This is a genomic window from Peribacillus sp. TE19612, assembly GCF_056279465.1.
Genome location: NZ_JBWCCL010000001.1, coordinates 291,225 through 313,217, shown reverse-complemented (window position 1 = coordinate 313,217; position 21,993 = coordinate 291,225). Strand labels below are relative to the sequence as shown.

The window sequence follows — 21,993 nt, the reverse complement described above, 5'->3', positions numbered from 1 at the left end:
GGTTGTCTCGATAAAAAGCAGTCTGCACATTCCCATTTGGCGTTGCGTTCTCAATGATGCTTCACTTCAAAAAATCACCCCCCCGAATGGTTAAGCTCTACCCTTTACTTCCGGATCGATATTCGGAGGGTCAATTTTTCTCAATGCTTTGGTTATTTTCCATGATTTTGGAGCTATCGTGATTGTCACTCTTCCAAATATATTGTAAAGCCAGTAACACGATAAACGCGGATATCCCAATGATGTCCGATACCGTTTCAGGATAGATTAATAGTAAACCTACGATTACGGCGAGGACTCTTTCTAACCAGCGCATCCCCCTCATCCAGTAACCTATGACACCCGCACCAATTGCAATCATGCCGGACATTGCTGTTAGAACGACCCACGCAACCTCCATCCATGTTGTATCGATCATTAGCATTTGCGGGGAGAGAACAAAAATATATGGAATGATGAATGCAGCGATGGCAAGTTTCGATGACTCAATCCCCGTTTTTATCGGCTCGCCTCCCGCTACCCCTGCCGCTGCAAATGCCGCTAAAGCAACAGGAGGAGTTATATCTGCTATAATGCCAAAATAGAAAACGAATAAATGTGCAGATAAATCGGGAACACCAAGCAAAATTATCGCAGGCGCTGCAATCGTCGATGTGATTACATAATTGGCGGTCGTAGGTGAACCCATTCCTAATATAAGTGCCGCTACCATAGTGAGCATCAGAGTTGGGATCAAGTATCCACCAGATAAATCGATCAAGCCATTAGCCAGCTTAAGTCCTAGACCAGTTTTCGTGACGATACCGACAATAATGCCCGCTGCTGCGGTTGCCGCTGCAACCGCAAGTGCTGTCCGGGCTCCATCCACCAATGCATAAATGATATCGATGAATTTCATGCGGACATCCTTGTTAATGAAACCTACAAGAACCGAGATGGCAATGGAATATAGTGCTGCATGTGTAACCGTGATATTCGCCATGAGCAAAATGATAATGGCAAGAATCGGTATTAGTAAATAAAGCTTGCCGAACACTTCCTTTTTACTTGGCATCTCTTCTTGAGTTAACCCTCGCAGCCCAAGTCGTTTCGCTTCAAAATGGGTCATGATCCAAATTCCTGAAAAATAAAGGATAGCTGGAATCGCAGCCGCCTTTGCTATATCCCAATACGTAATTCCATTCCCAATGAACTCAACCATTAAGAATGCCGCTGCCCCCATTACCGGAGGCATCAATTGCCCGCCTGTTGAAGCAGCCGCCTCCACTGCCCCAGCAAATTCCTTCTTATATCCAAGATTTTTCATCATCGGTATCGTAAATGCTCCTGATGTGACAACATTAGCCACAGAGCTCCCGCTAATCGTTCCTTGAAGAGCACTTGAAAAAATCGCAACCTTTGCAGGTCCCCCTATCCTTCTGCCGGCAATGGCGGTAGAAAGATCATTAAAGTATTGACCGACGCCTGTTCGGACCAGAAATGATCCAAACAGTAAAAATAGGAAGATGAATGTCGATGACACCGCTAACGGAGTACCTAAAATTCCCTCTGTCGAGAAGAACATCGTTTGCACCAGACGCTCCAGAGTCAAACCGCGATGAGCAAGGAATCCTGGCATATACTGTCCAAAAATCCCATAGAAAATGAATAATATAGCAATGACCATGATAGGAAGACCAACTGCACGCCTGGTTGCTTCCAAAACCAGCAGAATGGCCATAAAACCGACAGCAAAATCCAATACGCCTAAACGCCCTACATTCATGACGATATCTTCGAAAAATAAGGGCCAATATGCACCAACCCCAATACTAAGGATTGCTAATATGATATCGTACCAGGCAATTTGAAACTTTCCTTTTTGACCCTTCTTCCGGTTTGCAGGAAATAGTAAAAATACTAAGGAGAGTGCAAACCCTAAATGTATCGTCCGTTGGATTTGTGCTGTAAAAACACCAAATATGGCAGTATATAATTGGAATAGCGAATAAGCCAGGAGTCCAAAAAACGCAATGTGGCCCAAGACACCAGTTAATTTCCTTGTCCCGGCTTCTGGATCATATTTTTCCAATAACTCCTGCTGCTCTGCTTCGGTTAAATATTTGATTTTTTCATTATCAGCCACTAATCTTCACTCCCTTCAACTGTTCCCATAATGAAATCCTTTCCGATGAAATCCTGACCCATGTCCCTGGTTTCATGAAGTCTGCCAATGTGTATGTTTTTTCATCATATATTAATCGATGATTGGCTTTAACTTGTCCTACCCGTAAATCTATATAGGTGAAAGTGCGTTGCATATTTTTTATGAAGTAGGTATCGTCTTTTACTTCAAACACTTCCTTACCCTCTGCATTGGAAGGCATACCGACCGCAAAATCATCATAGGCAAGTTCGGTTTGTTCGATTTGCTTATCCGATAACCGGTATGATTCCACAACATCTGTGAGGTGGATGGAGTGTGTATATTTAATCTTGAATTCTTTTTCTTTTTTCAAAGGAAAGTATGCCACTAATTCCCCTTGATCCTCGAAGGAAAAGGCTATTACATGCTTATAAGGAAAGAAGAATAAAAAAGCGATGAGCAGAGGTATACCAAAAGCCATGAATTTCTTGAATATCATAGGTACCCCTTTCACAACCAGTGTCCCATTTAGAAAAAAATGAAGCCGATAGGCCACATAAAGCGAGCTACCGACCCAATTGCATTACTTGGAAACACCTTTTTCTTTAAAGTATTTTGCTGCTCCAGGATGCACTTCCATATCCCCTAATCCTTCAAGTGCAGTCTTTGCTGTAAGGAACTTGCCTTTTGCATGTGTGATTTGATCTGTGTTTTCATATACAGCTTTAGTCATTTCATAAACTAAATCTTCATCAAGATCCTTAGTGACCACTAACATAGCTTTAACAGCAACTGTTTTCACCTCGGATTTGATTTTGTACGTACCACTAGGAATTGTATCTTCAGCATAGTATGGGTACTTTTTAACCAATGCTTGAATTTTGTCATCTGCAATAGGCAGAACCAAAATATCATTTTGGACGGATAGCGCTTCAACTGCACCAGTAGGCGTGCCTGCCGTGATGAAAGCAGCGTCAATATTGCCTGCTTGGATTCCTTCCGCCGACTCATCGAAAGATAGATTCTGCCCTTTTATATCCTTTTCAGACAACCCATGAATCTCCAGGATTTGCATGGCATTGATGTAAGCACCAGAACCCGGTGCGCCTACTGATACCTTTTTACCTTTTAAATCCTCGATTGATTTGATTCCGCTTTTTGCAGTCGTTACAATTTGAACAGTTTCAGGATATAAAGAGCTGATCGCCATAATATTGTCAATGGGTTTCCCGTCGAACATTTCTGTTCCTTCAAGTGCATATGCAGCGATATCCGTTTGCGAAAAAGCGATTTCAGCCTCTCCAGCCCTTAACGTTTCCATATTTTCGGCGGAGGCGCCAGATGTCTGAGGTGTTATGTTCGCTTTTGTTTTATCGGAAATGATTTTTCCAATTTGTCCTCCAAGCGGATAGTATGTACCACCCGTTCCACCAGTCAACAGACTCAAGTTTTGGTTACCGCTGCCTGAAGCACCTTCATTACTGTCTTTACAAGCTGTGATAATACCGGTGACCGTCAAAATCATAACCAATAAAAAGCACTTATGAAATCTTTTCATAAAATTCCCCCCTCATATGTTTTCTTCATCCGCAAGAGATGATAGTGTTATTATTCTACCGACCGCCTCACTTTCCCTTTTTTTACAAAATCAGACATATAACCAAAAAGGACTAGTAATTGATTTGAATTTTTTTATAAAAATCAGATTAACAAGCACAAATATGTATAAACACCTATTAAAAACAAGGAAAATCCGCTATCCAATAGTAATATTCTACCTTTTATTACCTATTCTTCCTTTCTTTAAGGATAATATTGACTCTTCCATTTTAGAAATATATTATTGTTATAAACTTATAAGTCTATATTATAAAATGATCTTCTAACCTTTAATTTTATATCCAGCTTTTTTTGCGAGGGAATATTAGGAATTTCCCCCTTTCTTTAGCCTTGTATACTCAAATCCAATTGAAGTAGGTGATTGTTTGAATTACCTATCCCTCCGCTATTTCATAGAGGTTTCTAACCATCTTAGTTTCAGTGAGGCTTCCAAAACCCTGCATATATCCCAGCCCGGACTTAGCCAACAGATTTTATCCCTCGAAAAACAATTAGGCTTTAAACTATTGAATCGAACGACAAGAAAAATTACATTGACGGAAGAAGGTGAGTACATCTATAAAAAACTAGCTCCTTCCTTCGAAGATATTGAGAAAACAGTGAATTACATAGTTGAAAATAAAGCCATCCCCAAGCCTAAACTGAAGATTGCTACCGTCCCTTCTGCAGCTAGTATATATATCCCGAAGTTATTGAAAAAGATCGTGGGGCAATACCCGGAAACAGAATTTTACGTGCATGAAACAACATCTTCAAGAGCGGTAAAACTCTTAAACCAACAAAATTATCACATCGGTTTCATCCGAACGCCCATTCACAGTGACATCATAGCCAATGAAGGATTAAGCATGATTGAATTCATGAGGTTCCATTTACAATTAGTCGTCTCCATTAATCATCCACTAGCCCAAAAAGATACTATTCATTTATACGAAGCAAAAGACGAACCTTTTATCCATTATGATGCCGTCCAAGCACACTCCCTTCAATTCCTTTTGGAAAAGGCTTGTCTGACTGCTGGATTTTCACCTAAAGAATTATGTAAAGGCTCTGAATTACTGACGATTGCCAATCTAATATCCAATAACTTAGGCGTAGCCCTCATGCCGGAAGATATGGTGAGTTTGTTGGGAAAAAGCCAAGTAAAAGCCTTGAACATCGATAACTCGAAATTAACCAGTTCGATATCGGCAGTATGGAAAAACACGGATGCCTCCATTCTGACTAAGCATATTTTGAAAACGTTAGAAAATGATGATGATTTTAACAATATGTAAGATTCTTGGTTGGGTAATTGCTGTGAAGCGAGGTAATTATAGTAAAATGAATGATAATTATCGGTGTTAAAAAGCCCCATTTCTCTTTTACGACACCGAGAAACGGGGCTATTAATATAGGATCATTTCACCTTTTAAACTTCTTATTGGAGATGGGGCGTTCCCCCTTATATAACTTATGAAAACCTTAAATTAGCAAACTCCCCTTATTGGTAGTGACTAAGTATATCCATGCATAGCATGCTTTGACCTAAGAAAATATAAATACTCTATTCCTTCAGCGGTAATCTTAGTGCCGGCCCTTCCTCTGCCTTTGACGACAAACCCTTCGATTTCTAAAATATCCAAACGGCGACGAATCTGCTGAGGGGACAAGACAAAGTCCGATTCTTTACTTTGACTGGAAATCAGTTCTCTGCTTGCCGCTTTTCCTTTATCGTTGTATTGCTTAATTACTTCCAAGATGAAAGCGCGCTCCTGATTTTCCAACACACTTTCACAGACGGGATAATCAGCCTTCACACTGTCTTCCTTATTCCCGTGCATGAACGGAAGGTCACTTTTCGTCACGACATTCCCCTCACAAACCGTCAACATGTAATCGATTGTACTTTTAAGTTCCCGTATGTTGCCGGGCCATTCATATTGCATGAAATAATCCAGTACGTCTTCCTCTACTTTTACCCACTTCCCGCTTTTTGTGATGAGGTGCTTTATCAAAAGTGGAATATCCGCTCTTCTCTCTTTGAGTGACGGTATGTAAAGATTGAGCACATTCAGCCGGTAAAACAAGTCTGTTCTGAATGTACCGTCCCGCATTTTATCATAAAGATTTTTATTCGTCGCGGTAATCACCCTGACATTAACGGGAATGATTCTCTTGCCGCCAATTCTGCGGATTTCCCCCTCCTGAAGTACTCGAAGCAGATGGGATTGAACTGTGAGACTTATGTCACCAATTTCATCCAAAAAAATAGTCCCTTTATCCGCCATTTCAAACAGTCCTTTCTTCCCTCCCCTTTGCGCTCCTGTAAATGCCCCTTCTTCGTAGCCGAACAATTCACTTTCAAGTAAAGTTTCTGTTAAAGCACTACAGTTAACCGCTAGAAATGGCCCGTTCTTTCGCAATGAATGCTCATGAATCGCATGAGCAAACAGCTCTTTTCCTGTACCCGTCTCTCCCTGAATCAAAATCGGATGCTCCGACAAGGCAAGCTTCTTGGCAATCTGCTTACGCTCTTTCATTACTTCATTCTCGCCGATAATATCGTCAAAGCAGTATTTTGAATAAAATCCTTGATTGCGCATTTCTCTTTGTGCAGTCTTTTCTATTTCAAAGGCTTGATGTACACTTTTGAAGGTTGCGACAATTGTATTTTCTTTCATCATTTGCAACCGGAAAATCACGACATCCACACCGTATATGTTGAAGAACTTGCTTTCATCATTACTTTCCATGATGAAATCGATAATATCACGGCGATTCATTACATGCTCTAGATACTGATTAACCACATCTTTTGCATCAACCTGGAACAATGCCGCAAGCTGGTCATTGAATACCGTTATCAGCCCTTCCTCGTTAACGACCAATATTCCGTCATCGACAGTACACAACACATTTTGGATATGATCACTCATCTGTTTGGCATCCCACTCCGCATGTAACAGCTTACGTTGTAATTCAATTATATTACTAATATACCTTTCAGAAATCTTAGAGGATATATCCTTATGTAAACCACAGCATTCTACAACTTCCAGAATTGTTGTTATATCAAAAAGACGCACGCCTATATCGATTACTTCTTTTATGTAAGAGGGGCACAGATGAGTTTCTCCTGGCGATACAGCTATTTGGACATTATCATAAAATAAAATCCCCTTCCTGAAAGGGATAAATTGAACATGATCGACACCAAGCTGATATAAGGATTCAATAAGGCTTATAGTTGCATCGTCATCATCATTCACCAAAAGCACTGTCGAACCCTCTGGTATTCTTAATAGTTTGTCAATGTATTCATGATTAACAGTTCTCTTTCCCACAATTATTTTCTGGGCATTTACGCCATCCATTCCCATTTTCTTTTCATAAGCTGCATCTGATGAATACAAGATAATTCCCTCTCCCAAAGAACGAGGTATTCCCTCATCGGTAGCATGGCTGTTGACATGAACGTAGTCTCCAAGCAGTTGTTCCAGTTGCTCCTGCAAGGCTTCCTTTGTTTTTGAGCTTCCCGCTATAAGTGTAAGTGAGGATTTTGACATAAAAGCACCTACCTGTCTTTAATTGGTTTTATTATATCACCAAAAAGAACCAATAATGACCTTTAACTTCAATCCACCCAATAAGTTCTCATTAAAATCAATTACCCCATATTGGCACAGAATTTGCTTATATATTGAGTTGTCGTGATTGAGTTGACGTGCCCATGGATTTGAAAAGGAGGGAAACAGCAGAATACTAGAAAAACAGATGATAGTCGATAGTCTGGAAAATTTTGTTAGCGTATTAGTTCCATGTACTTATTTCAAATACAAAGGAGAGACACTTATGAACCAGGTAGAAGAGAAGGCTGTTTCGCTTGAAACAGCGGGAGGAAAAGAGAGAAAAATCAATGTTTTTGTATTGCTGCTCTGCATTCTCGCAATAGCAACTCTATTTACTTACATTTTGCCTGCCGGGGAATATACACGGATTGAAGCAGATGGACGGACAACTGTTGACGCCAATTCTTTCAAATGGATAGAATCTGCACCGGTGGAATTGTTCGATATGATAAAAGCTATTCACACAGGGATGGTTGAAGCCGGCAATATTATCTTTTTCTTATTGATTATTGGAGGGTTTTTCGGTGTTTTAAGAGCTACAGGGACGGTTGATGTGCTCATCGCCACAATGGCTCGGAAGTTGGCGACACGTGAAAAGCTATTAATTCCTGTCGTGATGCTGTTTTTTGCTATAGGCGGCTCCTTAATGGGAATGGCAGAAGAAACACTAGCTTACCTTCCTCTTATCATTCCGCTGGCGTTGGCCCTGGGATTCGATACAATTACAGGTACTGCCATCGTCATTGTAGGGGCATTGTCAGGGTTCACGACTGCCATCATGAATCCCTTCACTGTAGGACTTGCACAAGGAATTGCTGAATTGCCGATGTTCTCAGGAATAGGGTTGCGCCTTATTTTATTTATTATCGTCTACCTTGTTTCCGTTCTTTATATCTATCGTTACGCTATGAAGGTCAAGAAAAATCCTTCTATAGGAATCTACGGAAAATATAAAAAAGAAGAAGCAAAAAAACTGCTCCAATCAAGTGCGAAATTAACTGTAAGACATAAATTCATCTTAATCTCTTTTTTAATTAACTATATCGTGTTGGCATTTGGTGTCATCAAATTCCAATGGTACATTACAGAAATTACAGCCTTATTCATTGTTTTGACAATCGTAATTGGAATATTCGGTAAATTGTCCGCGGATCAAATTGTCAACTCCTTTACAAATGGATCTGCCGCCTTGCTAGGCGGTGCTTTGATTATTGGCGTATCACGCGCCATTCTTGTTGTATTGAATGATGGGCATATCGTCGACCCTATGCTGCATCAAGTATCTGAAGCTATCCAGCATATTCCGGCCTATTTAAGTGTTGCCGGCATGTACAGCTTCCAAACTCTTATTCATTTTATTCTAGCATCCGGAACCGGTCATGCGATGTTGACCATGCCAATTATGATTCCGCTCGCAGACTTATTGGATATTACACGCCAAACTGCGGTGTTGACTTTCTCTTTTGCGGACGGAATCGGAAATATGATTTTCCCAACCGCTACCACCTTAATGGCGGGCTTGGCAATTGCAGGCATACCTTGGACAAAATGGGCGAAGTGGATTCTGCCGCTGGTACTTATTCAATATCTCATTGGATTAATAGCCGTCATAACGGCTCACTTCATCGGATATGGTCCATTTTGATAAAAATCACGAATTCATTACAGGAGGAAAAACGCATTGCTTACTTTAATTAAAAATGGCGAGATATACTCACCCAATTACTTAGGACGGAAAGACATTTTGATTACAGATGAAAAAATTGCATTCATAGATGACAGAATCGAGATTCCTGACAACTTTGCTCCTATTCATATCATAGATGCGACCAATCTTTTAGTTGTTCCAGGTTTCATAGATTCACATGTTCATATTATTGGCGGAGGCGGTGAGGGAGGATTTAAAACCCGCACCCCTGAGCTGATGCTTACGGACATTACGACTTCAGGTATTACAACGCTTGTCGGATTGCTTGGTACGGACGGAACTACGCGTAGAATGGAAAGCCTGCTTGCCAAGGCCCGGGCACTTGAAGAAGAGGGTATTTCCTGTTTCATTCATACAGGCTCCTACCAAGTGCCAGTAAAAACATTGACAGGAAAAATTGAAGATGACCTTATTTTCATTGACAAAATCATCGGTGTCGGGGAAATTGCCATCTCCGACCATAGATCATCAGAGCCCACTTTTGAGGAATTGACCAAAATCGTCGCAGCCGCACGTAACGGGGGTATTCTGTCAGGAAAAGCAGGTATATTAGAAGTTCATGTAGGAGACGGTGATGGCGAGCTCTCGTTGTTACATGCAATCGCTGATAAAACCAACATTCCGATTCGGCAGCTCCATCCGACACATATCAACCGAAATGAAAAATTATTCAAGGCGGGAATCAATTACGCAAAACGGGGCGGGTTCGTAGACTTTACAACAAGCACCATTCCTCAGTTTCTGGATGATGGCGAAGTGAAGTGCAGCATTGCCTTGCGCATAATGCTGGAAGAAGGGATTCCAGTAGAACAAATCACCTTCTCTTCAGACGGTCAGGCAAGTCTTCCGTTTTTCAACAACCATGGGGAGTATGCAGGCCTTCAAGTAGGAAAAGTAGCTTCGCTATATCACGAAGTGCGTGATTCTGTTTTAGAAGAAGGAATCCCACTTGAAACGGCACTGAAGGTCATCACCACGAATCCCGCACAAGTGCTGAAACTATCAACCAAGGGCAGGATCCAAACCGGCAATGATGCAGATATTGTGCTATTGCAAAAGGAAACTATGACAATTGTCACTGTAATGGCAAAAGGACAAGTTATGGTAGACAAGGGTATTCCGTTGATAAAAGGGACATTTGAATGAGTTTAGACAGGATACCAGATTTCGAAAAATTTTCACGTCTCGCATTAATATTGTGAAAAATCGCTATAGGGGCGATACTTAAACCAATCTAAAAAGTCGAATTCCTAACTGTGGAGGAATTCGACTTTTAATTATAACAGTCATATTAACCTGTTCCCTTGTTAAGTAACAAAACATGTAAAGCCTCGAATATATCAAACTTAACTTTTTTTCGATTTAAACCTGGAAAACCGAGACCCCCTATCCATCACTTTTTACCACAGGGACCCAGCCTATGTACTTTAGTCTTCAGAAAAGTCTTGTTGTTAGAAAGAGGTCATCCAAATAATGAAGTACTATGCAGCGGCTGAACTTTCGCCAAAGGATCAATATAGGCTTTGGCATTATTAACTGCCGTAGGACCTTCACCGAATCCGGAAGCAATTAATTTAACCTTTCCATCATACGTACAAATATCCCCGGCTGCGTAAATGCCTGAAATATTTGTTTCTTGTTTGGAATTAACGATAATTGCATTTTTATTGATGTTTAGACCCCATTCTTTAATCGCTCCAAGAGAAGATACAAAGCCGTAATTAATAATTAAATCATCTACGTCAACCACTTCTTTTTGTTGAGTCTTAGTGTGTTCTAAAACTACTTGCGTAATGTGATCTTTCCCTACCAATTCGGAGGGAATATAAGGTGTTTTGACCTCAACAGAGGAATTCACTAATTTTTCTACACTATGCTCATGGGCACGGAATTTATCTCTTCTGTGTATCAATGTTACCTTTTCAGCAATCGGCTCTAACATAAGGGCCCAATCAACAGCAGAATCCCCACCGCCAAGAATCGCCACTTTTCTTCCTTTAAATCGGTTCATATCATTCACGAAATAATGCAAATTCTTATCCTCGAACTGTGTTGAATCTTCCAATTCTAGTTTACGAGGCTGAAAGGCTCCATTTCCAGCAGTAATGATCACTGATTTAGAGAAATGAGTATCGAGGTTTGTGGTGATCTTAAATGTTCCGTCTGCTTGCTTTTCCATTTGTTCAACTGCTTCTTCAAGACAAATGGTTGGATCGAATACTTTCATTTGTTCTTTTAAATTCTCTATCAATTCCTGCGCCCTTACTTTTGGAAAACCAGCTATATCATAAATGAATTTTTCGGGGTAAAGAGCCGAAAGCTGTCCACCCAATTGAGGCAGACTTTCGAGGATTTTCACCTTCGCTTGCCTCATTCCGCCATAGAACGCAGTAAACAAGCCAACTGGGCCGCCGCCAATAATAGTTATGTCATAGACCTTCTTTTCTTCTGTCAATGCAATCACTCCTTGTTCTTCTAGGTTGGTTGTTCATACTGAACATGATCTACAGGTTGTAAGAGATCAACATGTAATGTTTTCACAAGTAATTCTTCCTTTTCCTTTGTTTCAGAAATGATGGATAAAAGCAATTGAATATCCACCCTTTCAAAGACAATCTGGATATGTCACCACATTAAAAATCTATAAAGCTACTAGTCACAAACGCACCTAAAATTATTATTCAAATTTATTAGGGTTACCATCAAAGGATGCTTGAGCCACTTTTATAGAATCGGTTGGACATCCTTCTGAAGCATCTATCATATCTTCCTCGAGCTCTTCAGGTATAATCGCTGCCCCAACATTATTATCCAATAAAACGAACGCAATCCCTTCCTCATCGTAATCATAAATATCCGGAGCTGAAGCACCACAAGCTCCGCAAGCAATACACGTTTCTTTATCCACGATTGTATAATTAGCCATTTTTCCTATTCATTCCCCTCTTAAATCTCAGTCCTGTTTTTTCCTTACTCATTCCCGTTCAAAAATTCCAAAATGCTCGAATTAAACTTCCTTGGATTTTCCTGGTAACACAAATGACCGCCATCTGGAATAATCACTAGCTGGGAGTTCATTAGCTTTTCATGAATGGCTTCTGATTCCTTAATGGGAGTTACAGTATCCAACTCACCACAAATCACAAGAACAGGAACAACTATATGAGATAACATACTCATTTGATTTAGATGATAAAGTGAATATGCTACCGAACGATATCCTGCCGGTCTTATCTGTGTCATAATCTCTTTGACTCGTGTATGGACATTTTCTGAAGCATGGGGAGATAGCATTGCTTGTATCCTCTTTTCCGCTATCTCCTTAGTAGAAAGGTTTTCAATTGAAAATAATCGATTTTTCAATTTCGTCTCGTTCTCTTCTGGGGATAGAGCAGCTGCCCCCCTTGTCGAATCTGCTAATATAAGTTTATTAACCTTATTAGGGTACAGGCTGCAGTACTCTATCGCAATTGCCGCTCCCATTGAATGGCCGAGCAGATGGATTTTTTCCAGCTTTAGCTGATCTAGCATACCGTTCAGAATACGTGCGAACTCTTTAAAATTTCTATATTCTTCTGATGGATCTGAACTTTTCCCATAACCCGGAGCATCCCATGCGATTACTGTATAATGCTCCTTTAATTCCTGGATTTGTTCCTTCCATGACTGTGAATTATTGCTCATACCATGTAATAATACTAAAGGTTCTCCATTACCTTCTATTTCATAATGAATACTTAAATCTTCTACTTTTACGAATGGCATACGATCAGTCCCCTTCTAAAGGTAAGTCTCTAACTCTTAAAGCCCCCAAACTTGATATTACTTTCTTAAATTAGAGAATGATTTACTATTTTTATATTTTGCTTGAAAATCCTATAAAGAAAGTGCTTTCTTTAGCTAACGAATTCAAATACCTTGCCTGCTTAGCCAAGGCCCCGCACTGACAATCCGCCGTCGCTGGAAATGACTTCACCGGTGATTGCTCGTGATTCGTCAGAAGCTAACAGTACATATGCCGCAACGTGATCTTCCGGCATCTGGGCAAGTTGAAGAATATTCCGTTTTTTAATGCTGGTTGCTTTCGTATCATTATCGACGATTTTCACAAATGGACGCAGCGGTGGAATCACCGTAAGTGCTGTCAATGTACCCCCTGGGGCTACGGCATTTACCCGGATGGAAGGCGATAGTTCGAACGCAAGCTGGCGCATTAATCCAATTTGGGCGTGTTTGCTCGCTGTATACCAAACACCGCCGCCATCTGGATAAAAACTTGCACCGGACACGGTAAAAATAATATTGCCATTTGTTTTTTTCAGTTCTTCAAGAGCAGCTTTAGCTCCGAAAAAAGAGCCTTTTACGTTAATATTGAATAGGAAATCATACGCTTCGGAAAGCGCCTCGGGAGTCACATCGGCAAATTTGGCAAATCCATCGAACACGCCTGCATTCGCAACGAAAACATCTAACTTTCCGAATTGCTCAACAGTAGCTTGGACCGCTTGCTCATTGTCTTCGTATTTGCTTACATCCCCCTGATAAGTAAGAATATTTTCACCAAATTCTCCTTTCATTTTCGCTAACGTGTCTTTAGAGCGGCCGATAATGCTCACTTTTGCTCCTTCTTGTATAAAACGGCGCGTGACAGCTTCTCCTATTCCAGAAGCTCCCCCTGTAATCAAAACGACTTTATCTTTTAAGGCCATGCCCATTGTCTCCACCCCTTCTAATATCTCTCAAACATGATGAACGGTTATCCAAAGATCGGTTCCATTCAAGTATACGTTCTTGTAGCGAGTACAAAACGTTTCATATATAAAACTATGTTTTTTTATATAAACAATTCTAAAATGTAATCGCTTCATTGTCAATGTAAGCTGTAAAAAAACTGAAACCATCGTTCGGGAATATGTGCCTTGTTCTATATCAAGCTGTGGTCATTCTTATTCCTGTGTACACGTCAATGAGTTATTCAAGATTTATTGTGGTTCTCAGTAAGAATCTAGCGTCCCTTCTTACTGAGAAACACTTTCTAAAAAACGTATGATAAGTACCTTTTTTGCTCTCTATAAAGTTACTTTGTTTCCTGTCGTATTACTTAGGTGATTTTCGGCAACTTCTTGTTTAATCATAAATAAGTACGCGACAAACCCCAGGGTGGCTGCTACAATCAGCATGGCAATGGAGGGACCAAAATCACCGCCAGACATATCGCGGCTCCACCCCATGATATAACTTGAAAATCCACCCATAATATTCGTGAATCCCATTAAACCGGCCGCGCGTCCCGCTGTTTCAGGTGTTGAAAATTTGATGATGAAGAAATTGGTTAGATGAAACATTCCTCCCTGAGTTCCCATGGCGAGCCCCATTGAAACCCCGGCCATAATAGGACTAGGTGCAATGACAGCAATTGTCAAAAATACAGCTGTTAGTATGAAAAGAATCGTCGCAAGCAAACTCGGGCGTTTCGTTTTGTCCGCCAGAAATCCGCCAGCCAGGACAAATCCTAGCGCGAATAGCCATGATAATGAGGTAATCCCAGTCATTGCATCTCTTTCAAAGTCTTTGGCCTCCACGAGATAGGTAGGAAGCCAAATACTGATTCCAAAGAAAAGAAAGGACGACATCAAATTGCCAAACCAGACAATCCAATAACGATAATCCTTTGCGAAGAATTGCTTCAACTGCACATCATGCGCTTCGTCCTTTTGGCGAATATAGGAGACTTCCTCTTTACTCATGCGTGGATGTTCTTCTGGCGTATTACGAGCCAAATACAAGAACATTGGAATATTTATAAACAAGTTAAAGGCAGCGAGAGCAAAGAACGCGGCCTGCCAATGAAATGTTGAAATAATGAGGATCAGCATAACGGTACCCACTGCCGGGCCAAGGTAGTTTCCAGTAATCCAGAATGACTGTGCCCTGCCAAGCTCCCTTTTATTAAACCAATTCGATATGAATTTACCCGATATCGGGATCATCATGCCTTCCCCGATTCCGAGGATGACCCTACTAATTAAAAACATTTCGTATGAAGTGGACAGTCCTCCCATGACCATTGTCGCAGTCCATACCAGTAAACCTAAAACTGCTGTTTTCCGCGCCCCTAACTTGTCGATAATAACTCCCCAAAAAATGTTGGAACAGGAATATGAAATCATGAATATAAAGGAGATCAAGCCAATTTTCGCATTTTTATCCGGACCAGTCAGACCAAGATCACTTAAAAATCCCGGATCGGTTTGGATAACAGAGATACCTACTTTATCAATCTGACCGAAAAACCAGAAGAAAAAAATAGGAATCGCAATGTACAACCATCTTTTTTGACCTTGTAACATGTTATTTCCCCCTTATAATAGGCTCATTTGAATGCGCTTTCATGATTTTCGATACGACAATGACTATCATGCTATCAAACTTCACCAACTCCTCCTTTCAAAAGATAACAGCAACTCTTGTTTCATATAAAAAACATTGTTACCGATATTTAATGTTATATTGAATTTTCGTAATAGTCAATAATATTCAGAATAATATTTTTCCAACAGAAAAAGTAGTTTTATATACAAAACTAAATAAGGTATTGTTTCGATGAAAACAACCCGAACCTTGCCCATCTATCACATAAAACCGGATAACGTTTCTGCAAATCCTCGTACCTTAGGTAATGCAACTCCATAATTATTTGAAACATCATTATCTGCAGCAATAAAAGTGTCCATCATGAGACTGAAGCACTGCTAAGTATTCCCGTTCAAGTAAAGAGTTTTAACCGGGAATAGTATGGCGGTTTTCAGTCCATCACCCCAACTTATGCTGCAGCTTGAGGTGAAAAAGGCATACAGTTCCTGAACCGCCAACCAACGATTCCTTAGATAGGGAAACTCAAAATTGAAGAATGTTCTTCCGCTCATTCGGTTGCCGTCTTTCCTTTTATAACGATTCTTTATAAATATATAAAAATTAACTATTTTTATTATTTATCACTCAATGTTAGCATTTTGTTATAAGTTATTTGAAAGGATGAGAGATGAATGACTATCCAATATTCTGAATTCGCAGTATTCGGGCTCGGTCCCATCGGAATTGAAATTCTACGCAGTGCTTATCAAACGAATCCTCAATCGATTATCGGTGTTGTCGATATTGATCCCGATAAGGTAGGGAAGGATATTGGCTTCCTGATCAATGAAAAGGAAACGAACAAGTGTGTAGTTCCCCATATCCAGGAAGTAAATACTGAAGCTGACCACCCTATCGCCCTCCATGCAACCGGTTCCAATGCACAACAAGTATGGCCCCAAATCAAAGAGCTGCTAGATCACGGCTTTTCAGTGGTTTCCACCTGTGAACAGCTTTCCTTCCCTTGGCATCGCTACCCTTTACTTTCAAAGGAAATAGATGATTATGCTAAAGCAAAAGGACTTAGTGTCATCGGGACCGGAATCAATCCAGGGTACATCATGGATACTATGGCCATTTCTTTTACGACAGTATTGACCACTGTTAACCAAATTAAGGTCATTCGTAAAGTTGATGTTTCGAAAAGGCGCCTCCCTTTACAAAAAAAGGTCGGATTCGGGATGACCAGAGAAGAGTTTGAATTTTTAGCCCAACGGAATGAAATTGGGCATGTAGGTCTTGAGGAGTCTGTAAGGTTAATCGCTTATGGGCTGAATTGGAAACTTTCAAATGTTATCAATACCATTGAACCAACGATTGCAAGCGAAAATATGACCGTTCCGCTAACTACCTTAAAACGAGGGAATGTTATGGGGCTTCATCAAATTTCCACAGGCAAGACTGTGGACGGAAAGGAAATTTCCTTGGATTTAACGATGTCTGCAGGTATTAAACAGGAAGATGAAATCGTTATTGAGGGGAACGAAACCCAAAGGTTGATTGTTCCAAACGGAATTTTTGGAGATACTGCAACCGCAGCAATGATTATCAATACCGCTAAGCAAATTGATGCCCTCCGAAAAACAGGTTTACTTACAATGGCTGACATCGGGGTGCCAAGAAATATAAATCAATCACACTTTGTGCGTATTTAATGGCTGACTAACAATCTTGCGATATTGGAAAAGGTGAACCACTAATGGTTCACCTTTTCGTTTTGGTTCAGCAGGGCATGCCAACTTGAGAAAAAACCACCATAAGCGGTGGCTTTACTTCCTATATGTAGTATGCAGGAATCGACTATCTTATGTAAGTTATTTTATTTCAGAAAAATATATTCCGAAAATGAAATGATTTTCTATTTTCATTGATGTGTTTGAGAACCAAGTTTCACGGAAATGCCTTTGGCAGCTTTCTTTACTTTCTCAATCAATTCAGGCAAGCGATCTTCCTGAAATCTTGCTTCAATTCCAGCGACACTAATACCAGCTACTATTTCACCTTTACCATTGAGTATCGGTGCACTCACCGCTTTTGTATAATCCTCAAGTTCTGATGAAGTTATCGTGTAACCATTCGATCTCGCTTCATCCATTGCATGACGGAGTTTAGTTTTATCCGTAATCGTTCCCATGGCGATTGGTTTTAATTGGATGTTTTCCAAATAATTTTTACGCTCTTCTTCTGGCAAAAATGCTAGGATGATTCGAGAATCGCCAGCGTACAATGGCGAACGCCTTCCAATGGATGTATAAAGTCGAACAGGATGCAGGGTGTCCACCTTTTCAATATACATCGCTTCATCCTTATCCCTCACAATTAAATTCACTGCTTCTTCAACTTCATCCCGTAGGTCTCTCATGATCGGATAGGCGATTGACCTGATATCCAAACGCTCCCCTACCAGTTGACCAAACTGCAGAAATATCAATCCAAGTGAATAGTGCCCATCATCGTCCTTTGTTAAAAACCCCATTTCCTCCAAAGATCCCACCATACGGTGTAACGACGTTTTCGGCAAATTGGATAGTTCCATCATTTCATTAAAGGTCAGTTTTGGATGATTTATGAAAAGGGTTAGGATTTGCATGGATTTCACGACCGTTTTGTTATGTGCCTGCATACAATGTCTCCTTTCATGATACATGTTTTCCTTAACTATCATTCTATTATAAAACATGGAAGAAAGGGTGTAATGAAAATAACCGTATTGATTGTTTTTCGAAATGCTCTGTCTGTACTCTCATTTGATTTACCGGCATTTTTTAAAATTTGATCGAATCATTTTATCATCCCGCAAGCCCATGGAACGAGTAATAATGTGAAATGCTGAAGCGTTTAGGGATAAAGTTACTTGATCATTTATCCACTACAAAGGCATTTTCAATATTACTTTTGTCCCTTTACCTTCACGAGAATGAAGGATAAGGTTTCCGCCGCAAACTCTGGCTCTCTCCTCCATACTGAATAAGCCTACTCCACGGGTAACTTTTTCTATATCAAAGCCCTTTCCTTTATCCTCTATTTCTACACGAACTTCTTCCTCTATTTCCTGGATCGTCACTGTAGCTTCCTCGGTTTCAGCATACTTCCTAATATTTGTTAATGCCTCTTGAATAATACGGTAAATGGTAATTTCTTTGTTTGCATTCAGACGACAGTTCAAATAGCATTCAAAATGGATCTTGATATGATGATGCTCTAAAAATTGCACCACTAAAGAGCGTATGGCAGGGAACAGTCCAAGATCATCAAGTACTGATGGCCTTAATTCCCAGGATAGATGCCGGAGTGATTCGATAATTTCGGTCGCTTCATCTTGCATTTGATCTAACAAGGGATGATCCATTTCTGTCTGCAGTCTGTTAATCGTTATGAGATGGCTGTATAAGTTTTGTCCGATATCATCATGAAGCTCTCGGGAAATGCGTTTTCTTTCTTCTTCCTGCACATCAATGATTTTCCCGGTCATTTTCTGAATCTCTTCTTCCGCAAGCTTACGCTGGGTCACTTCATAACGAATCGCTAAATATTGGTAAGGTTTCTGGAACTCATCAAGAAATGGAACGATTGTCGTATCCACCCAATAATAAGTATTATCCTTGGTCTTATTTTTAATCTCACCTTTCCATACTTCCCCTGATGATATTGTTTTCCAAAGATTGTTGAAAAACTCTTTCGAATGAAATCCCGAGTTAATGATTCGATGATCCTGTCCGATCAGCTCTTCTTTTGAAAACTTTGAAATCCGGCAAAATTGATCATTGACATATTTGATCGTCCCTCTTTGATCGGTTATTGCTACAATCGAGGAAGCATCCAAAGCAAATTGGAAATCGGCCATTTTATTTACGAATTTTCCTAATTCCTCTAAAACTCGTTTATATTCGGTAATTTCCTTGCGAATTGCCAGGTATTTATATGGGTTCCCTTTTTCATTTAAGAAAGGGACAATTGTAGTATCGACCCAATAATAAGTTCCATCCTTAGCTTTATTCTTGATTTCACCCCGCCAAACACTTCCTGATGAAATTGTTCTCCAAAGATCTTGCATAAATTCCTTTGAATGATAACCTGAATTGATAATTCGGTGATCCTTCCCGATAAGCTCTGTTGCTGAATATTTGGATACCTCACAAAATTTCTTATTAAAGTTTATTATCTTGCCCTTTTCATCAGTAAATGCAACAATCGTTGATTCATCAAGTGCGTAAATTAAATCAACCAGTTCATTGATCGGATAGGATTGCTGCTGGTTAATCCGTGATTGGTCTTTCACTTTATGGACTACAATTAAGTAATAAAGCTCTTTCGCAAGCTGAAAGGAGTTCACCCTGAAAAAAAGCGAAAAAGCATGACCATCCCGGTGGATCCCCAACTGGTGGATAATCTCCCCTACTCCGCTGTGTTGCAGGTTTGCCCCTGGTATAAGTTTAAGAAGCTTTTCCCCGTTCAATTCATGATGTTCATAACCAAAGTTTTCATATACCTGTTGATTCGCAAACGAGATGACTCCAGATTCATTGACAAGGATTGTCGCATCGCTAGATCCAGGCGTAACCTCTTTTCCCATTTCCAAATGTTTCTTAAATTCCATACATAATCCCCCTTGTTGCCATTAAATTGAGCTGTTCAATTCTTTTTCCAGTTTTTTCGCTGCATCAAGGATCTTATGCTGGTCGCTTTCAGAAATAGGCTGAGCTGTTCGTTTACCTACTAATAATACCCCTTTGGGAACACCTTTAAATTGAATCGGAACTGCGAAGGCGCAACTGAGATTTTCCGCAAGCATGATGGGATAATCTAAAGCTTTGCCGTTGATATTATTTGGGAAACCTTCAATCTTCATCGGCGCCCCCGTTGATATGACCCTGCCTGCTATTCCTTTTCCATATCGAACAGTTATCCTTTTGTACTTATCATTTCTGTTTCCGGCAGCATAATGCCAGCTTATATCAGGACCTTTTCTGTTTTGTAAGGCAAGTCCTACAAAATCACCGTTCATTTCATCTAATACATATTCACACGCTTTTTTTAATGGTTGATCATCTTTCGATTTACTGTCCCCGTTAAATTCCATACCCTAATAACCCCTTTTTTAAAGCGAATGCAACAAGTTCATGCCTTGTTTTCATCTTTAGCTTTTCCATTAGGTTTCCCTTATGGCTTTCAACCGTTTTCACACTTATGACAAGCTGTCCGGCAATTTCTTTATTGGAAAACCCTTTCGCAATCAACGTAAGTACCTCTTTTTCGCGGTCAGACAAAAGATTGATGGAATCAGCGGTTCCCTGCTTCACACTGCCTAAATATTCTTCCATTACCCTTTTGGTTGCAGATGGATGAAGGTAAGCATCTCCGTTTGATAAAGATCGGATGGCCACCAATAGTTCTTCATGGGGAGCACTTTTTAAAATACAGCCTGAAGCCCCGGCTTGAATGGTTCTGAACAAATATTCATCATCATCATGCATGGTAAGTATTAATATGGCTACCTCAGGCATTAGTTTCTTCAGTTCGGAAGTAGCCGATAAGCCATCTTTCCCATGTGGCATGCTTAAATCCATGACTACCACATTAGGCTTAAGCTCTAGTGCTCGTTGTATACCTTCATTCCCCTCTGAAGCTTCCCCTATGACTTCCATATCAGGATGATTATTTAGTAGCATCTTTAAGCCCATTCTTACAACGGCGTGATCATCGCAAAGCAAAATTTTTATCAAAGCAGCTCCCCCTAGCATTGTTCTTGTTTGTATCGTTATATGAAACAACAAGGGGGATTGCACAATTCGCAAGCCCCTTGTTTAGCATTTTAATATAATGGCAGAGAAATCTCTATAGAAGTCCCATGATCTATTTTTGAAAAAATGGTACAATTCCCGCCAATCAAATGCATTCTTTCACACATGGCAGCAAGCCCGCTCAGCTTATTCATGGCGGCTTCAACCTCAAATCCTTTCCCTGAATCTTTTATCATAATTAATAACATGCTTTTTTCCCATTTGAATAGTATACTTGCTTTTGTTGTATCAGCATACCTTGCTATATTCACCAATGCTTCTTGGCAGACCCTGAAAAGTGTAATGCTATCTCTATCAGAGATTTGCGATTCAATTCCCAGATTCTCCATCTCAACCTCAATTCCGTAGGTTGAGGTGTATATTTTTATGTAGCTTTTAACAGCTGAAATAAGCCCAAAAGTCGTAAGGGTAGGAGGATGCAATTCAACAGCCAAAAGCCTGATTTCTTGAATTGCCTTCTCCAATAGCTGTTTCATATCACCTGCATAGATTTTCATGGCAGGCTGTTCGATTGCCGTTTCAATGAGCTGCATTCCGGAAAAGAGACTGGAAAGGGACTGCCCCACACCTTCATGAAGCTCCATAGCAATTCTTTTAATCTCTTCTTCATGTGTTTGTATGATATAAGAACTGATGTTGTTTTTAAGTGGCTGAGTATTCATTCCCACCCTCCTTTTTCAATTGTCGCTTATTATTGGCCATTCAAAATGCGGC

The 21,993-nt window shown here is 40.2% G+C and carries 18 protein-coding genes; 4 read left to right on the top strand and 14 right to left on the bottom strand.

From position 1 onward, the window contains the following. Positions 1-130 precede the first annotated feature (130 nt). The 3 genes from ACZ9AO_RS01485 to ACZ9AO_RS01475 form a co-directional block, all read right to left on the bottom strand. Entirely contained in the window at positions 131-2,125 is a 1,995-nt protein-coding gene (locus ACZ9AO_RS01485; protein ID WP_476108283.1) for a TRAP transporter permease, read from the bottom strand. Then, entirely contained in the window at positions 2,118-2,624 is a 507-nt protein-coding gene (locus ACZ9AO_RS01480) for a DUF1850 domain-containing protein (RefSeq protein ID WP_476108282.1), read from the bottom strand. Before ACZ9AO_RS01480 ends, ACZ9AO_RS01485 begins: the two co-directional genes overlap by 8 nt. A gap of 84 nt (positions 2,625-2,708) precedes the next feature. Continuing rightward, on the bottom strand, positions 2,709-3,683 hold the full coding sequence (locus tag ACZ9AO_RS01475) for a TAXI family TRAP transporter solute-binding subunit (RefSeq protein ID WP_476108281.1): 975 nt from the start codon (positions 3,681-3,683) through the stop codon (positions 2,709-2,711). 427 nt (positions 3,684-4,110) lie between these two features. Between ACZ9AO_RS01475 and ACZ9AO_RS01470 the strand changes: the two genes are divergently transcribed. Next, the gene (locus ACZ9AO_RS01470) at positions 4,111-5,022 is read left to right on the top strand and encodes a LysR family transcriptional regulator (RefSeq protein WP_476108280.1); all 912 of its coding nucleotides are present in this window, start codon (positions 4,111-4,113) and stop codon (positions 5,020-5,022) included. Positions 5,023-5,241: 219 nt separating this feature from the next. Here ACZ9AO_RS01470 and ACZ9AO_RS01465 read toward each other — a convergent pair whose 3' ends face one another. Continuing rightward, complete coding sequence (locus ACZ9AO_RS01465; RefSeq protein WP_476108279.1) at positions 5,242-7,293, bottom strand: sigma-54 interaction domain-containing protein; 2,052 nt, start codon at positions 7,291-7,293, stop codon at positions 5,242-5,244. 286 nt (positions 7,294-7,579) lie between these two features. On the opposite strand from ACZ9AO_RS01465, the gene ACZ9AO_RS01460 reads away from it, so the two are divergent. Together ACZ9AO_RS01460 and iadA are read left to right on the top strand one after the other, a co-directional pair. After that, positions 7,580-9,001, top strand: coding sequence for a YfcC family protein (locus ACZ9AO_RS01460; protein ID WP_476108278.1), 1,422 nt, complete (start codon positions 7,580-7,582; stop codon positions 8,999-9,001). 36 nt (positions 9,002-9,037) lie between these two features. Next, a complete protein-coding gene (gene iadA, locus ACZ9AO_RS01455) occupies positions 9,038-10,210 on the top strand; it encodes a beta-aspartyl-peptidase (protein ID WP_251539191.1) in 1,173 nt (390 codons plus the stop codon). A 316-nt stretch (positions 10,211-10,526) separates the two neighbouring features. Here the strand turns inward: iadA and ACZ9AO_RS01450 are convergent, their stop codons facing one another. The 5 genes from ACZ9AO_RS01450 to ACZ9AO_RS01430 all read right to left on the bottom strand — a co-directional run bounded on the left by ACZ9AO_RS01450 (position 10,527) and on the right by ACZ9AO_RS01430 (position 15,414). Next, positions 10,527-11,519 (bottom strand): NAD(P)/FAD-dependent oxidoreductase, encoded by a 993-nt coding sequence (locus ACZ9AO_RS01450; protein ID WP_476108277.1) that lies wholly within the window; start codon positions 11,517-11,519, stop codon positions 10,527-10,529. A gap of 222 nt (positions 11,520-11,741) precedes the next feature. Continuing rightward, a complete protein-coding gene (locus ACZ9AO_RS01445) occupies positions 11,742-11,990 on the bottom strand; it encodes a ferredoxin (RefSeq protein WP_048679242.1) in 249 nt (82 codons plus the stop codon). Positions 11,991-12,034: 44 nt separating this feature from the next. Continuing rightward, the gene (locus ACZ9AO_RS01440; RefSeq protein ID WP_476108276.1) at positions 12,035-12,829 is read right to left on the bottom strand and encodes an alpha/beta fold hydrolase; all 795 of its coding nucleotides are present in this window, start codon (positions 12,827-12,829) and stop codon (positions 12,035-12,037) included. A gap of 161 nt (positions 12,830-12,990) precedes the next feature. Continuing rightward, positions 12,991-13,779, bottom strand: coding sequence for an SDR family NAD(P)-dependent oxidoreductase (locus ACZ9AO_RS01435; RefSeq protein WP_476108275.1), 789 nt, complete (start codon positions 13,777-13,779; stop codon positions 12,991-12,993). A 354-nt stretch (positions 13,780-14,133) separates the two neighbouring features. Then, positions 14,134-15,414 carry an MFS transporter gene (locus ACZ9AO_RS01430; RefSeq protein ID WP_476108274.1) on the bottom strand — a complete coding sequence of 427 codons (1,281 nt, stop codon included), beginning with the start codon at positions 15,412-15,414 and terminating at the stop codon, positions 14,134-14,136. A gap of 696 nt (positions 15,415-16,110) precedes the next feature. On the opposite strand from ACZ9AO_RS01430, the gene ACZ9AO_RS01425 reads away from it, so the two are divergent. Next, complete coding sequence (locus tag ACZ9AO_RS01425) at positions 16,111-17,133, top strand: NAD(P)H-dependent amine dehydrogenase family protein (protein ID WP_251539181.1); 1,023 nt, start codon at positions 16,111-16,113, stop codon at positions 17,131-17,133. 209 nt (positions 17,134-17,342) lie between these two features. Here ACZ9AO_RS01425 and ACZ9AO_RS01420 read toward each other — a convergent pair whose 3' ends face one another. The 5 genes from ACZ9AO_RS01420 to ACZ9AO_RS01400 all read right to left on the bottom strand — a co-directional run bounded on the left by ACZ9AO_RS01420 (position 17,343) and on the right by ACZ9AO_RS01400 (position 21,941). Next, positions 17,343-18,101, bottom strand: a complete 759-nt coding sequence (locus ACZ9AO_RS01420) for an IclR family transcriptional regulator (protein WP_476108273.1) — start codon at positions 18,099-18,101, stop codon at positions 17,343-17,345. Between the two features lie 246 nt (positions 18,102-18,347). Then, positions 18,348-20,075, bottom strand: a complete 1,728-nt coding sequence (locus ACZ9AO_RS01415; RefSeq protein WP_476108272.1) for a sensor histidine kinase — start codon at positions 20,073-20,075, stop codon at positions 18,348-18,350. 21 nt (positions 20,076-20,096) lie between these two features. Beyond that, complete coding sequence (locus ACZ9AO_RS01410; protein WP_251539176.1) at positions 20,097-20,558, bottom strand: GAF domain-containing protein; 462 nt, start codon at positions 20,556-20,558, stop codon at positions 20,097-20,099. Further along, complete coding sequence (locus tag ACZ9AO_RS01405; protein ID WP_285856400.1) at positions 20,548-21,201, bottom strand: response regulator; 654 nt, start codon at positions 21,199-21,201, stop codon at positions 20,548-20,550. Before ACZ9AO_RS01405 ends, ACZ9AO_RS01410 begins: the two co-directional genes overlap by 11 nt. An 89-nt stretch (positions 21,202-21,290) precedes the next feature. Beyond that, on the bottom strand, positions 21,291-21,941 hold the full coding sequence (locus tag ACZ9AO_RS01400; protein ID WP_251539174.1) for a sensor histidine kinase: 651 nt from the start codon (positions 21,939-21,941) through the stop codon (positions 21,291-21,293). Between the last annotated feature and the right edge of the window lie 52 nt (positions 21,942-21,993).